Source organism: Nonomuraea sp. NPDC051298 (assembly GCF_055586305.1).
Map to the genome: position 1 here is coordinate 728112 of NZ_JBVJIM010000004.1, position 12467 is coordinate 740578.

General features: G+C 68.4%; 14 protein-coding genes. 4 read left to right on the forward strand and 10 right to left on the reverse strand.

Annotation, left to right across the window (positions count from 1 at the left end):
• Positions 1 to 25: 25 nt before the first annotated feature.
• Together ACZ6S0_RS16810 and ACZ6S0_RS16815 are read right to left on the reverse strand one after the other, a co-directional pair.
• Positions 26 to 439 carry a DUF5360 family protein gene (locus ACZ6S0_RS16810; RefSeq protein WP_465917821.1) on the reverse strand — a complete coding sequence of 138 codons (414 nt, stop codon included), beginning with the start codon at positions 437 to 439 and terminating at the stop codon, positions 26 to 28.
• Between the two features lie 118 nt (positions 440 to 557).
• On the reverse strand, positions 558 to 1088 hold the full coding sequence (locus ACZ6S0_RS16815; RefSeq protein ID WP_465917822.1) for a TetR/AcrR family transcriptional regulator: 531 nt from the start codon (positions 1086 to 1088) through the stop codon (positions 558 to 560).
• Between the two features lie 191 nt (positions 1089 to 1279).
• Between ACZ6S0_RS16815 and ACZ6S0_RS16820 the strand changes: the two genes are divergently transcribed.
• Entirely contained in the window at positions 1280 to 2521 is a 1242-nt protein-coding gene (locus ACZ6S0_RS16820; protein WP_465917823.1) for an MFS transporter, read from the forward strand.
• 141 nt (positions 2522 to 2662) lie between these two features.
• Here the strand turns inward: ACZ6S0_RS16820 and ACZ6S0_RS16825 are convergent, their stop codons facing one another.
• The 5 genes from ACZ6S0_RS16825 to ACZ6S0_RS16845 form a co-directional block, all read right to left on the reverse strand.
• Positions 2663 to 3067 carry a YbaB/EbfC family nucleoid-associated protein gene (locus ACZ6S0_RS16825; protein ID WP_465917824.1) on the reverse strand — a complete coding sequence of 135 codons (405 nt, stop codon included), beginning with the start codon at positions 3065 to 3067 and terminating at the stop codon, positions 2663 to 2665.
• Positions 3060 to 3458: a YbaB/EbfC family nucleoid-associated protein gene (locus tag ACZ6S0_RS16830; RefSeq protein WP_465917825.1), complete on the reverse strand. Its 399-nt coding sequence runs from the start codon at positions 3456 to 3458 to the stop codon at positions 3060 to 3062. The genes ACZ6S0_RS16825 and ACZ6S0_RS16830 overlap by 8 nt, the downstream gene beginning before the upstream one ends.
• On the reverse strand, positions 3455 to 4267 hold the full coding sequence (locus tag ACZ6S0_RS16835) for a hypothetical protein (RefSeq protein ID WP_465917826.1): 813 nt from the start codon (positions 4265 to 4267) through the stop codon (positions 3455 to 3457). Before ACZ6S0_RS16835 ends, ACZ6S0_RS16830 begins: the two co-directional genes overlap by 4 nt.
• 11 nt (positions 4268 to 4278) lie before the next feature.
• Complete coding sequence (locus tag ACZ6S0_RS16840) at positions 4279 to 4554, reverse strand: hypothetical protein (protein ID WP_465917827.1); 276 nt, start codon at positions 4552 to 4554, stop codon at positions 4279 to 4281.
• A gap of 498 nt (positions 4555 to 5052) precedes the next feature.
• Positions 5053 to 5496, reverse strand: coding sequence for a hypothetical protein (locus ACZ6S0_RS16845; RefSeq protein ID WP_465917828.1), 444 nt, complete (start codon positions 5494 to 5496; stop codon positions 5053 to 5055).
• Positions 5497 to 5943: 447 nt separating this feature from the next.
• Between ACZ6S0_RS16845 and ACZ6S0_RS16850 the strand changes: the two genes are divergently transcribed.
• The gene (locus ACZ6S0_RS16850) at positions 5944 to 6234 is read left to right on the forward strand and encodes a DUF7507 domain-containing protein (protein WP_465917829.1); all 291 of its coding nucleotides are present in this window, start codon (positions 5944 to 5946) and stop codon (positions 6232 to 6234) included.
• A 104-nt stretch (positions 6235 to 6338) separates the two neighbouring features.
• Here the strand turns inward: ACZ6S0_RS16850 and ACZ6S0_RS16855 are convergent, their stop codons facing one another.
• A complete protein-coding gene (locus ACZ6S0_RS16855; RefSeq protein WP_465917830.1) occupies positions 6339 to 7832 on the reverse strand; it encodes an MFS transporter in 1494 nt (497 codons plus the stop codon).
• A 61-nt stretch (positions 7833 to 7893) separates the two neighbouring features.
• Here ACZ6S0_RS16855 and ACZ6S0_RS16860 point away from each other — a divergent pair, with 61 nt between their 5' ends.
• A complete protein-coding gene (locus tag ACZ6S0_RS16860) occupies positions 7894 to 8877 on the forward strand; it encodes a helix-turn-helix transcriptional regulator (protein ID WP_465917831.1) in 984 nt (327 codons plus the stop codon).
• 15 nt (positions 8878 to 8892) lie between these two features.
• Here the strand turns inward: ACZ6S0_RS16860 and ACZ6S0_RS16865 are convergent, their stop codons facing one another.
• A complete protein-coding gene (locus ACZ6S0_RS16865; RefSeq protein ID WP_465917832.1) occupies positions 8893 to 9927 on the reverse strand; it encodes an alpha/beta hydrolase in 1035 nt (344 codons plus the stop codon).
• Positions 9928 to 10184: 257 nt separating this feature from the next.
• On the opposite strand from ACZ6S0_RS16865, the gene ACZ6S0_RS16870 reads away from it, so the two are divergent.
• A complete protein-coding gene (locus tag ACZ6S0_RS16870) occupies positions 10185 to 12197 on the forward strand; it encodes an SUKH-4 family immunity protein (RefSeq protein WP_465917833.1) in 2013 nt (670 codons plus the stop codon).
• Between the two features lie 4 nt (positions 12198 to 12201).
• Here ACZ6S0_RS16870 and ACZ6S0_RS16875 read toward each other — a convergent pair whose 3' ends face one another.
• Entirely contained in the window at positions 12202 to 12459 is a 258-nt protein-coding gene (locus tag ACZ6S0_RS16875) for a hypothetical protein (protein ID WP_465917834.1), read from the reverse strand.
• Positions 12460 to 12467: the final 8 nt, after the last annotated feature.

Sequence of the window (12467 nt, forward strand, 5' to 3'; positions counted from 1 at the left end):
GCTCGAATCCCCAGGGCCAGTTCGGCTATCGGTCGGCGTGATCGGCTGCCGGGCGCGCGGTCGCACGAATCAGGACGACGAGAGCCGGTAGGGGGAACAACAGCAGGAACAGGTTGGGCAGCCACCAGGTGAGGGTGAAGTCGCCCCGCAGCGCCCAGAAGGCGACTGCCTGGAGACCGGCGGTGCTGGTCAGGGTGAGGGACACCGTCATGAGAGCACGCCACATGGACGTGGCGCACAGGGTCGCCAGCCCGGTCAGGCTCGCGGCCAGGTCGAGGAGGACGAACGAGGCGTTCCAGTCGGTCAGGATCGGGTTCGTGTAGTCCTGGTAGGCCAGCTCGGGCGGGATCAGGCCGGCGAACACCACCGCCCAGTACAGCAGAAGCGCGACGTCGGTGATCAGCATCGTGGTTTTCGTCGCGCTCAGGATGCGGTTCACGGGTCGATCACCCCGCCGCCGAGGCTTCCGCCGAGCCAGGTACGGCCGGTCGAGGAGCGCGGCGGTGGCGTGGAAGAGACCCGCGACACGATCGCGAGGCCGGATGACCCGTTGGGCATCAGACGCCGTCCTGGATCATCGCGACCAGCCGCGCGCGCACCTGGAGATGCTGGTCATCGCGGGGTGGAGCCAGGTCCAGCAGCCGCGCCATCCACCAGCCGTCGACGGCCAGCCGGACGAGGTAGGCCGTGCTCGGGTCGAGCCCATCGTCGGCGAGTCTGTCCTGCCAGACCTGGTAGCGACGCCGGAACGCATCGAGCACCTGTGGGCCGCCGGAGAGCGCGGCGAGCAAGGCGACCGCTACCTGGTCGGTGTGGGCCCGTGCGGGGTCGTCGGTGTCCGGGATGGTGGCCTCCAGCCAGGCGCGAGTGAAGGCGCCGGGTTGCGTCCCCGGTGGCGGCAGCTCCGCCTCGAACCGTTCCACCTGCCGGTCGAGCACCCCCTCGAGCAGCGCCTGCTTGGACCTGAAGTGGTGAAGCAGGCCGCCCTTGCTGACTCCGGCCTGCACCGCGACCGCATCCAGCCGGATCGCGTCCGCCCCTCCGGAGATCAGTATTCGCTCAACGCTGTCCAGAATCCGATCTCGCATCGCCCCTCCGCCCGCCAAAATCCCGACCGTCCAGACGGTCGGTACATTAGTGGAGCAGCTCCCCCATGTCCACGCAAAAATGGACGCTCGGCTGTGTACCGTCCGACCGGCTCATTTGCAGAAGACTTTGCCGATGACCTCCAGGATGAATTCGGTTGCGGAGGGGCTGGTGGGCTTGGTGGGGTATCTGCATGGACGGTGCGGCTGAGCGGGTGCAGTGGGCGAGAACGGGAAGAGACCGTACGATCACGCGACAACCGGCCCGATGGCAGAGGCTGGCGCTGCTCGGGGCACTGATGCTGGCCGCCCTCACGTTCAACACTGCGGAGAACCTGCCGATCGGCCTCCTGGAGCTCATCTCCGAAGACCTCAGGGTGTCCCTGTCGGCGGTCGGTCTCCTGGTCACCGGTTACGGCGTGACGGTGGCCATCGCATCCGTGCCGATCGCCCACGTCGTGCGGGCCGTACCTCGTCGCCATGTGCTCACGGGGCTGCTGGCCGCGCTCGTGGTGTCCAGCCTCGTCGCGGCGCTGGCCCCCTCCTACTGGCTGCTCCTCGTGGCGCGGCTGCTGACCGCGCTCGCCCAGGCTCTGTTCTGGGCCGTGATGGGGCCGGTCGCGGTGGGCCTGTTCGCGCCCGAGGTCCGGGGGCGGGTGGTCGGGGCGCTGTCCGTGGCCGGTTCGCTCGCTCTCGTACTCGGCGTTCCCGCTGGGACGTGGCTGGGGCAGCAGAGTACCTGGCAGGTGCCCGTCGCCGTGCTGGCGGCTCTGGGGTTCGTCTCTCTGGTGACGATCGCCGTTCTGCTGCCGACTTCGCGCCCGGAGGAGGAGCCCGCCGCCTACGCGACCAGTCCCGACGTGCGGCGGTTCGGGACGGTGCTGGCGGCCGGAGCGTTGTCCGCAGCCGGGGCGTTCACGGGATACACCTACATCATGACGTTCCTGGGAGACGTGAGCGGGTTCTCCCCGGGCACGGTCAGCGTCCTGTTCGTGGGGTTCGGTGTCGCGTGTCTGGCCGGGGTGGGCGTCACCGGGGTGTTTCTGGACCGCTTTCCGCTGTCCGCGCTGGCTGTCGCCGTGGCGACGCAGGCGGTGGGCATGCTCGGCCTGTACGCACTCGGCGCTCATCCGGTGGCGGCGGTGGTGTTCCTGATGCTGATGGGCAGTGCGCTCGGGCCGGTGTTCATGACCACGCAGAACGCCATGCTGCAGTGCGCGCCGGGCCGCACGGACATCGCCCTGGCGGCGAACTCCGGCGCCTACAACGCGGGCATCGCGGCGGGCGCCGCACTCGGGGCGCTGGTCCTGCCGCTCGCCGGGGCACGGGGCACCTTCCTCGCCGGCGGGCTCCTGACCGTCGGGGCCTGCGCGGCCCTCCTCGCCGGCCGGCTACTACGTGGACGCCGTCACGCAGACCGCTCGACACGCCGATGAGAAACGCCGACAGCTCACGACCGCCAACCACAACCGGATGTGTCCAGTCATGACCTACGCAAGTCTCCCGGTGCTTCACGCATCCGCACGAAAGTCCCGGTAGCGTCGGCCGAGCCGCCCGATGACGCACGCAGTCGAAGGTCAGCGGTTCGAGCGGTCTTTGGCGTCGGACACGGTTCTGGCAGAGTCGAGGAGGCGCCGGGCGTCACCGAACAGGTCGCCCAGGCCGAGGCCCGCGCCCAGGTCGCCCATCAGCGCGGTCTTCGCCTCGGCCGCGGCCTGCTCGGCCGCGTGGATCGCCTCGAGTATCGCGTCGCCGAGGGTCACGCCGTCGTGCCGCCGCTTGCTCAGCCGGCTGATGTCGATGGAGAGCAGGTTTCCCGCGCCGTCGACGGTGGCCACGATCCGACCCCTGTCAGCCTTACCGATGAACTCCCGTACCGCCAGATGCTCTGCCGCCGCCTCGGTCTCAGCCTGAGTCGCCGACAGGCGCTCCAACTGCTCCAGCTTCTCGGTGACCATCCGTAGCCTGTCCGCCTCATCCACGTTCGGCGTCCCGCAGCATCGCGTCGAGGTGACGCGTGAACGGATCTTCCTCTGGGTCAGGCTGCGGCCGACCGCCGTTCATCCCGTCAAGGATCGCGTTCAGTTCCCCTACCGCGGCAGCGCGGGCCGCCACGACCGCGTCCAGTACGGCGTGACTCAGCTCCACGTGGTCGAGGTCGCGCATCGCCCGGGGATCGATACACAGGCGTAGGAGCCGCGCCGAACTCGACGCCGTGGCCACCACCCGGCCGGTGCTGTCTGCACCGGTCACGGTTCGCTCCTCCGCCTCGCCCAGCTCGCCCGCGAACGCGTCAGCCAGACGTTCGACCTCGTCGAGCAGCTCTGGGAGTTGCTTCCCGTCGTCTGCGCCGAAGGCGGCAACATGCCTCACGATGTTTCCTTTGTGATGGGCTCCCAGAGGTTGGGATCAAAGCCAGGCGATTGGAGATGCAGTTTGTCGTTTCCTGTGGAGAAAAGCCCTCGAAGTTCAAAGATCCTGTGGCCGAGAGTTTCCAGCTTGAGGTCGAGTGCCTTGATCTTGCCGACGAACTCCTGCATCAGATTCGAGAGCAGAGTGAGGAACGTGACGGCAGTCGCGCCGAGGGCGAGCTTGCCTGCCGGAACCGCACTGAACGGCAGAAGGGCCGCGAAGATTCCACCAGCCGTCACCGCGAGCGAAACGAACTTCACATCGTATTCCACGATGTCCCAGGCCAGACTGGTCAGGGTGTTGCTCACTTCCGTGGCGACGCGGCCGAGTTCGTCGAACATGCCGATCAACTTGAACCGGAGATGCTGCTGGACCGTCTCGGACGCGGGCCCCGTCCAGTAGGGCGAGATCAGGCTGAAGTGGCTGACCCACACGTCCCAGGCGCTGAGCTTGAGATCGCTCAGCATCTCATTCCACCTGCTCCGGTCTTCGAAGAGCTTGCGGGGATCGGCCAGGTTCCCAAGGGCGGGAATGACGATCGCAGTGCCCGCTACGAGCAGGCCGGCCCCGGCCAGCCCGGTCCAGATCGGCCGATTCTGAGCCTTGACCTGTTGTATCACTCTCTGGAAGAAGTTCGGATCGACCTTGACCTGGTCAAGGTCGGCCCGCTGAGCCGTAAGACGCTCCAGATGCTCCATACGCGCGGCACGGCCCTGTGCGGCCCTGACGGTATGGCTGGGCTTGGGCGTTCTGCTCGGAGGGGTTGGCATCCAGGGCTCCTTCACCGGTCGATCTGGCCGACGGCCGCACCGGCGTCCGCTTCGGCGTCCGCTTCGGCATCGCGATACCTCCTTGCCATGCCGATGAGCTTTGGCGCGTCGTCCTTGAGCACCTGCTCCAGGGTTCCCGCGGCGGTGACCCATTCCCCGATATAGCCGTTGAGCCTGTCGAGAAAAGGTCTGACAATGCGGGGGGTGTCGGCGAGCACCCCCCGGTCTTCGGCCATGGGCGCACCTTCTTTGACCTTGCCGACATTCGACGCGGCCTCAAGCATCACGTTCGCGAATGCGATGATCTTGTCGGTTCGGGCCTGGTAGCCATCCTGGTCAGACGGGATGGGCTCAGCGGGCTGCGGCGCAGGAACACGGTCGCCAGTTGCAGGCCAAAGAGGGCCCCGGGGACGGTCCAGCCTGTCATCCGGCAGGCACGGGCGGATCCGGCACGGGGGATCGTGCGGGCACGGGGCCAGATTCGATGGGGAGGGGCTCGGAGGGGCAGCCGGGGTGCTCGGTGACGGGCTCGGCGAGCCGGAATCGCTCGGCGAAGGACTCGGTGTCGGGGAGTCGCTCGTCGAGGGACTTGCGGATGGGTCCGGATATGTCGGGCTTGGGGAGCTATCGTCAGGCACTCGATCTACCTTCCATGTGCTCAGCAGATGGGCCACACAGCTTCGTGCGACGGGTGGCCGACGATCCGAGGGAAGAGCAGGATCCGGCGACATCGGACGTGATTCCGAACAACCGGGCCTGCGGCATCCGTCGCGCGGAGAGCGCCCTCAGGAACGCGGTCGCACGTAGTGCTTCGGGCTCCCGCATCGCTTCCCGTAGGCGAAATTCTGGCAAACGGTGACCTTGATCCGGGATGTGCCCAGCGGTGCGAGGAAGGCATCGAAAGTCTTGGACCCGTCCCTGACGGTTCTGGACTCGGACCCAAGCTTCCTGTCCCTGCTGTCGAAACTCTCGAAAACGACCGTCGTGGAGTAATCACTGCGACGGCGGTTGATCACCTTGCCGCTGACAATGGGCTCGTTGACACCGCCGCCGAGCATTTGCCAGTCGATGGAGCCGGAGGCGTAGCCCATGTTGCAGTCGGAGTTCTTGTAGCACACTGCGAACGTGTGGGTAGGAGATTGCGTGGCGGACGCCGACGCGGACGCGCCCGCCGCGACAAAGCCGACCAGGGCGGCAGAAAAAAGAGCAGCACGAAGTGCCTTGCGCACGAACGTTCCTTTCGGGGTCGCAGGATTCTTGATGATCCAGTGCGAGACCCATGGCTACCGGTGTGCCGGGGCGACGACAAGGCTCGTGCACGAATGGCCCGGAAACCTCGCACGCTGTGTCAAGAACCGTGATCGCACAACTGGTGCGGTGACCGGCTTCAAGACCTCCACCTGGTCCGCGCACTGCCGTACGCGCTCGCCATGACTGGCGCCCGTGGCGTCCGCCGGGAGGCGGCTCACATGCGGCTCCTGCTTCAGGCGGGCGAGCGACGCCACATCTCCGTTCACATCGCCCGGCAAAACCCTCCCCACCGTTCGCTCCCCCACGCCCGATCAGCCAGGGGCCACCCGCAGCCGACGATGCAGGCGTTCGGGGCCTGGCCGCGATGTAGTGGCTGTTCCGTAGCGAGAATTTCCGCGCCAAGTACGTTCCTGACCTTTGGTCCTGTGCTCTCGGGCCACGCCTGGCACCATCTTCCGGATCCCTGCACCCGGTCCGGCGGCACCCAGGTGGAGTCGCCGCCCGACAGCGGCACACTGCGGGCCAGGGCAGAGCGAGGGCTGCGGCTGACGAAGTCGGTGGACGGCTCCCGCCGCTACCGGGTGGGCGAGCCGGTGACGTACACGTACACCGTCACCAACATCGGCGACACGGAGCTGGCGGACATCGAGCTCGCAGACGACCGCGCGCCACACCCGGAGCCGTGCCACGACGAGAAGTGCTGCCGTCTGACGTGACAGGGTTTCCACGCCGGTGACCGCACGACCGTCCGGCACCCGCCACCGAACCAGGCGGCGGGTGCCGGACAAGCTTCACGGAGAGCGAAGTTGCGTCGAGAACGCTATTCGTCCGTGTGCTCGGCGGCGCGGGCGGGCAGCAGCAGCATGAGCACTGCTGCGAGCGCGTAGAAGCCGATCTGCCAAGGGAGGATCTCGGCGAACGCCTCCGTGAATCTGTCAGCCACGGCCGCCCCTGCGGAGAGCGCCCCATCGACACCGGCGAAGAAGATTCCGCCGAGGACGGCGACACCGACGGCGCTGCCGATCTGGCTGACGGTCGTGAGCACGCCGCCGGCCGAGCCCGCGTCTCTCGCCGGTACCCCGGCCAGGATCACGTTGATGAGCGAGGGCGCGGTCAGGCCGAGGCCGAGGCCGCCGATGAGCAGCGGCAGCGCCAGGAGCCAGTAGCCGGGATGGGCGTCGTCGCGCACGACGACGAGGAACACGACCTGAGACACCGCCAGGATCAGAGCTCCGCTGATCAGGAGCGCACGCCCGGCCTTGCCGGCGAACTGGATGCCGACGCCGGAGGTCACGATCGCACCGACCGCGTAGGGGACGATCACAAGCCCGGTCTCCCACGCGCTCATCCCCAGTCCGAACTGCAGGTACAGCGAAAGCAGGAAGAAGAACGAACCGACGGCGCCGAAGAAGAACATCGAGGCGGCGAGTCCGCCGGAGAAGGCCCGCACCCTGAGCAGCGCAGGATCGAAGACCGGCTGCTCGCCGAGGGACGAGACCCGACGTCCCCGGAGAAGGAACAGCCCGCCCGTCAGCAGAGAGCTCGCCATCATCGCGTAGCCCCACCACGGCCAACCCCATTCGTTGCCCTGGACGAGAGGCAGGAGCACCAGTACGGCCGTCGCCGCGCCCAGAACGGCGCCGAGAACGTCGATTCGCCTCTTCTCGTCCGCGCTCGATTCGGGCAGGTATCTCGCGCCGAGGATCAGGCCGAGGATCACGACGGGGATGTTCACCCAGAAGATCGCGCGCCAGCCGAGGCCGAACAGGTTGGCATCGACGAGGAACCCGCCGAGCAGTGGTCCGGCGACCGACGCGAGGCTGAGGACCGCGCCGTACGCGCCGAAGGCCTTTGCGCGGGTGGCCGGCTCCAGCGACGAGCGGATGATCCCGAACACCTGCGGCACCATGAATCCACCGGCCAGGCCCTGCAGTACGCGAGTAGCGATCAGCGCCTCGGGGCTCGGTGCCAGTGCGCAGAGCACGGACGCGATGCCGAATCCAGCCAATCCGCCGAGAAAGATCCGGCGCCTGCCGAACTGATCTCCCAGCCGTCCTCCGGTGATGAGGGCGGCACCCATCGCGAGGGTGTAGCCCGCGACCGTCCATTGAATCGCTGAATCGCTCGCGCCCAGCTCACTCATGATCTCGGGAGCCGCGACGCTCACGATCGTGGCGTCGAGCAGGTCCATGAAGTCCGCGAGGAGCACCACGACGATGGCGATCAGCGCCGCGCGTCCGCCTGTGATCATCGAGGAGTCCGCAGGTGAAGCGGCATCTGGGGATGCGGCTGAGGGAGACGATTGAGTGGTCATGCGGGCACGTTTCCATCAGAGGCGGTCATTTACTGGCCGCCATTCATGCGAGTGTGGAGGGATGCGCGAAACTTCGGCTCGCCTGCTGCTCCTGCTCTCGCTGCTTCAGGCACAACGCGACTGGTCAGGTCCGGCGCTGGCTGAGCGGCTTGACATCAGTGTCCGGACAGTACGTCGGGACATCGACCGGCTCCGTGCGCTCGGCTACCCCGTGGATGTCTCGAGGGGGCCCGGTGCGACGTATCGGCTGTCGGCGGGATCAGATCTGCCTCCGCTGCTGTTCGACGACGATCAGGCCATCGCCGTGTCCCTGGCGCTCCAACTCGCGCCCAAGGCCGTCGTCGGGTTCAGCGAGGCGGCGGCGCGGGCCCTCGCCACGATCCGGCAGGTCATGCCCCCTCGCCTTCGGTCGCAGATCGACGCGATGCAGGTCACGTCCATCACCAATGCCTGGGAGTTCCCCGGCCCGTCCGTCGAGGCCACCTCGCTGACCGCGGTCGGCGCCGCGGTCAGAGAACGCGAGGTGCTGCGCTTCGACTACGCGACCACAACAGCGAAGGAGGCGGAGTGGACGCCACCCCTTCGGGTGGAACCGCACCGCCTCCTCGTCTGGAGCGGCCGTTGGTATCTGGTCGCGTGGGATCTCGATCGTGCGGAATGGCGCGTGTTCCGTGTCGACCGCATCGTTCCCCGAATGCGGACCGGGCTGCGATTCCGACCCCGCGAGCTTCCGGCGCCCGACGTGGTCGAGTACGTCAAGACGCGCGTCGATCGTGGCGACACCGTCGAGGAATGGGCGTGCCAGGGCGTCGCCATCCTCGAGGTCTCGGCCGCGTCCATCGCCGAGTGGGTCCCCGGCGGCGCCGTCGTCGAGGAGATCGGCCCGGAACGCTGCCGGCTGTCGATGGGAGCCTGGTCGTGGGTCGGGCTCGCCGCTCTCTACGGGACCTTCGCCGCCGACATGGAGGTCATCGGCCCGCCAGAGCTCATCGAGGCGTGCGGTGAACTGGCGACGCGGTACGCCGCCGTGGGAGTGGCCCGCTGACGCCCCGCCCGTGAGCTACTCGTCCAGCGTGCGGGCGAGCCATTCCGCGCGAGCGCGGCGCGCGGCGATGGAGATCTTCGCGTCCGGGAGCATCACGTCGAAGCCGTGGAAGACGCCCGGCCACACATGCAACTCCGCTTGGACTCCAGCCCTCCAGAGCGCGTGCGCGTACTCGACTGACTCGTCGCGGAAGGTCTCCGTGCTGCCGACGTCGATGAACGCCGGCGGCAGAGAGGAGAGATCATGGGCACGACTGGGCGAGGCGTACGAGGTCACCCTGTCCGTGCCACGACGGTCCCCGAGCAGCGCATTCCACGCCGTGTCGTTGCTGCCCCGATCCCACACCCCGATGCCGGCGAACTGACGGGCCGACAGGGAGTCGTTGCGCTCATCCAACATCGGAGCGATCAGTAGCTGGCCGATCAGCCGTGGCCCGGAGCGATCCCTGGCGAGCAGCGACACTCCGGCGGCCAGGCCGCCGCCGGCGCTGCTGCCCACGATGACGATCCGATCGCGATCGATGCCCAGCAGATCGGCGTTCTCGGCGGTCCAGAAGAGACCGGCGTAGCAGTCCTCGACGGGAGCGGGGTCCGGATGCTCAGGGGCCAGGCGATAGTCGATCGAGACGAGCACGACGCCGAACTCTTCGACCCAGTCCAGGGCCTCGTCAAGCTCGGTGAACCGGTCTCCGAAGATGAACCCGCCGCCGTGGATGCTGAAGATGGCCGGAGCGACCTCGGCTGCCTCGCTCGGACGAAAGATCGACACGGGGAGGTCAGGGTCGCCCTCCGGGCCCGGGATGCGCCTGTCCTCCCGTCGCACGGCGCGGCCATTGAGCATGACGTCGATCGTCGGGGCCCACGCGTTGCCACCCGCACGAAGGGGTTCGATCATCTCGGGAGTGATGGTCGGCGGGAACTGCCCGGCGAAGGAAGACAAGAGGGATTCGAACTCGCCACCGTACGGCGGCCGCGACATCCGCACGTCATTTCCGGCTCGGCGTACCTGGTCATTGACCTCACCCAATGGGGTGGTCGGAGGATTGGTCATGGACGGATGCTGGCATCAGTGGCGGCCATCTACCGTCCTCCTCCATCCGGGTATTCGACCGCGCCCGCCCATCCCCTTGAAGTCGCGCCGACGATCTCACTCCCCGTCACGCGCGGGACTTCTGGAATCCCGCCCAGTCGGTCATGAGATGGCTCCCGCGCCGTTCGATCCTGTGTCCGCCGGTCTGCTTCCCCTTCTCTCCCCAGGTGGCGCTTCCACGACCCGAATCCCCTCGGCGCGCCGTTAGGGTCGCGGTCATGCGCTACCCAAGTGATCTTCCCTCTCGACTGCGGTCCGCCTACGACAGCCTGGCCCTCGACTGGCCGGACCTGCGGCTCTACCGCTTCGACAGCCTGCTGGCCAGATTGGGCAACCTGGCAGAAGAGCAGCCGAAGGCCGGGCGGCTGCGTGAGCTGCTGGCCGAGGTGGTGCCGACGCTGGGCAGGGTCCAGCAGACCTTCTTCGAGCACCTGGAGGAACTGCGAAAGGACCACGGGCGCGACAACAGCCGCCTCCTGTCGCACACCGACCAGCCGTGCGTGGCGGGCGTGCGGGAGAGGTTGCTGGACACCCACCGGCGCGTCCTGGAGCTGAGCACAGTCGTCGAAGGGTTCCACCTCGCGCGCGCGACCCGGCTCATGCGGAACTCCCCCGACGTCGACTACCTGGACCTCGGCCCTTTCGACTGGATCGACTACAAGATCGAGCACAGCGCCGGCCGGACTCCCGCGGGCATGGCGCTCGAACGCTGGTGGAAGGATCACTACGGGCCCCGGGTGCTCGTACTCACCGGGTCGCCGGGCGTGGGCAAGACCCGGCTCGTGTACACCAACACCGAATCGACCCAGTTGGAATCGTGCCGGGGCCTGTTCTCGCTGCGCGCGACCTCGCTCGACGGGCTCGTCTCCCGAGCCACCGACCACCGCTTCGACGACCCCCGGTACAGCGTCATGTTCCTCGACGCGCACGCAAGCCCCCACCTCGGCCGCCTGACGCCGGACCTGATCCTCCCGGTCCTGGAGGATCCCCGGGCCCACGTGCTGATCGAGGTCCGCGACCCGGCCGTGCTCGGCCTCGACGTCCCCCACTACGTGCTCGACCTGGACGATCCGCGCTGCACCGACCGCGACGCCTTCGACGCCTGGTACGGCGAGCAGACCGAGGGCCTGCCCGGCCCGTTCACCGCCGGCCAGGTCTACCCCAACCTGGGGATGGCGGCCGTCGCCGCCCGCGCCCGAGGCGCCGACCCCGGCACCGGACCGCTCGCCGAACGGGTCGCCCGCGCGTGGACGGACGGCCTCACGCCGGAGGCCAGGGACGCCGCGTCCATGCTGTCGCTGGCACTCGACCCCATGGGCCTGGCCGCCTGGCGGCTCCTGCACACCCGCCGGGCGGACCAGGACGACTACGAGGCGGCGTCACAGGCTGTGGACGAGGTCGCCGCCGCCCTGCCCACCGCGGAGCCAGGGCTTCCCGCGTACATCATCCCGCTGCCCGAGTTGGCCGAGAGGCTGGCCCCGCCCGCCGCCGAGCGTCCGGCCGCGCACCGCGAACTGGCCGCCGTCATCCGGAGCCGGCAAGAGGCGCTGGACTATCAGGAGCTCGGCTGGGACTACCTGCCGCTGCGCCGGCACCTGTACCTGGCGGGGGTCGAGGAGGTGGAGCCCGCCGCGCCGTACCGGCCGCCGGTGCGGGTGGCCCGCGCGCTGCTGGAAGAGACGTTCGGCGCCGACGGGCTGGTGCGGTTGCGCCCCGAGCAGGTGCACCCCCTCATCACCCATGCCCCCACCCGGGACTTCCTCACCGAGGTGGGCCTGCCCGCCAAGGGCCTGCACACGGCGCGGGCGGGCCTGCGCGGCGTGGCACCCGTCACGGAGCAGTGGGAGGAGAAGAAGGTACGGCAGCTCAGCGCCTGCCCGGGGCTGCCGGAACCGGCCTCGATGTTCGTGGTGGACTCGATGGACGACGCGGACTACCTGCTGCTGGACGGCGCCACCGGGCTGGTCCACGACGTTCGGTTGCGGCGCGGCGAAGCCTACTCGGCCCATCGCGGCATCGAGTCGTACGCCTACTTCATCCACGCCGTGTACCGCGACGTGGGTCGCTGGGTGACCGAAGCGGGCCATGACGAGGCCGAGCCCTGGGTCGCCCTCAATCTGAGGCTGGAACTGTTCATGTACGAGCCGCTCGCCGCGCTGCCGACCGATCGCTTCTGGCCAGAGGATCTGGGCGCCTTGTACAACGGCTACTCGGACATCGGAGCCTACTGAGCCGTCAGTCCTTGGCGCGGGTGGGGCGCAGCGCCTCAGGACGCGTCGCGATGCCGTTGCCGTCCACGCTGAGCGTGGACGCCGTGCACGGCACACCTGGAAGGCATCGACATCGACCGCGTCCTGGGCCACCGACCTGCTCGATCCGCCGTTTGCCGATCACGTTGCCAGAGCGCGCCGTGAGCGCCGCGTGGGCGGCGTCGAACGAGCCGCGCGCCGCCTCGACGACCGCAAGCTTCGCCGGCCCGGCCGAGCGCCGCACCGCCAGCA

What these genes read in the sequence shown, in the direction of transcription:
- ACZ6S0_RS16815 (WP_465917822.1), bottom strand. Translation starts at nt 1,088, where the DNA reads ATGCGAGATCGGATTCTGGACAGCGTTGAGCGAATACTGATCTCCGGA.
- ACZ6S0_RS16820 (WP_465917823.1), top strand. Translation starts at nt 1,280, where the DNA reads ATGGACGGTGCGGCTGAGCGGGTGCAGTGGGCGAGAACGGGAAGAGAC.
- ACZ6S0_RS16855 (WP_465917830.1), bottom strand. Translation starts at nt 7,832, where the DNA reads ATGACCACTCAATCGTCTCCCTCAGCCGCATCCCCAGATGCCGCTTCA.
- ACZ6S0_RS16865 (WP_465917832.1), bottom strand. Translation starts at nt 9,927, where the DNA reads ATGACCAATCCTCCGACCACCCCATTGGGTGAGGTCAATGACCAGGTA.
- ACZ6S0_RS16860 (WP_465917831.1), top strand. Translation starts at nt 7,894, where the DNA reads ATGCGCGAAACTTCGGCTCGCCTGCTGCTCCTGCTCTCGCTGCTTCAG.
- ACZ6S0_RS16835 (WP_465917826.1), bottom strand. Translation starts at nt 4,267, where the DNA reads ATGCCAACCCCTCCGAGCAGAACGCCCAAGCCCAGCCATACCGTCAGG.
- ACZ6S0_RS16870 (WP_465917833.1), top strand. Translation starts at nt 10,185, where the DNA reads ATGCGCTACCCAAGTGATCTTCCCTCTCGACTGCGGTCCGCCTACGAC.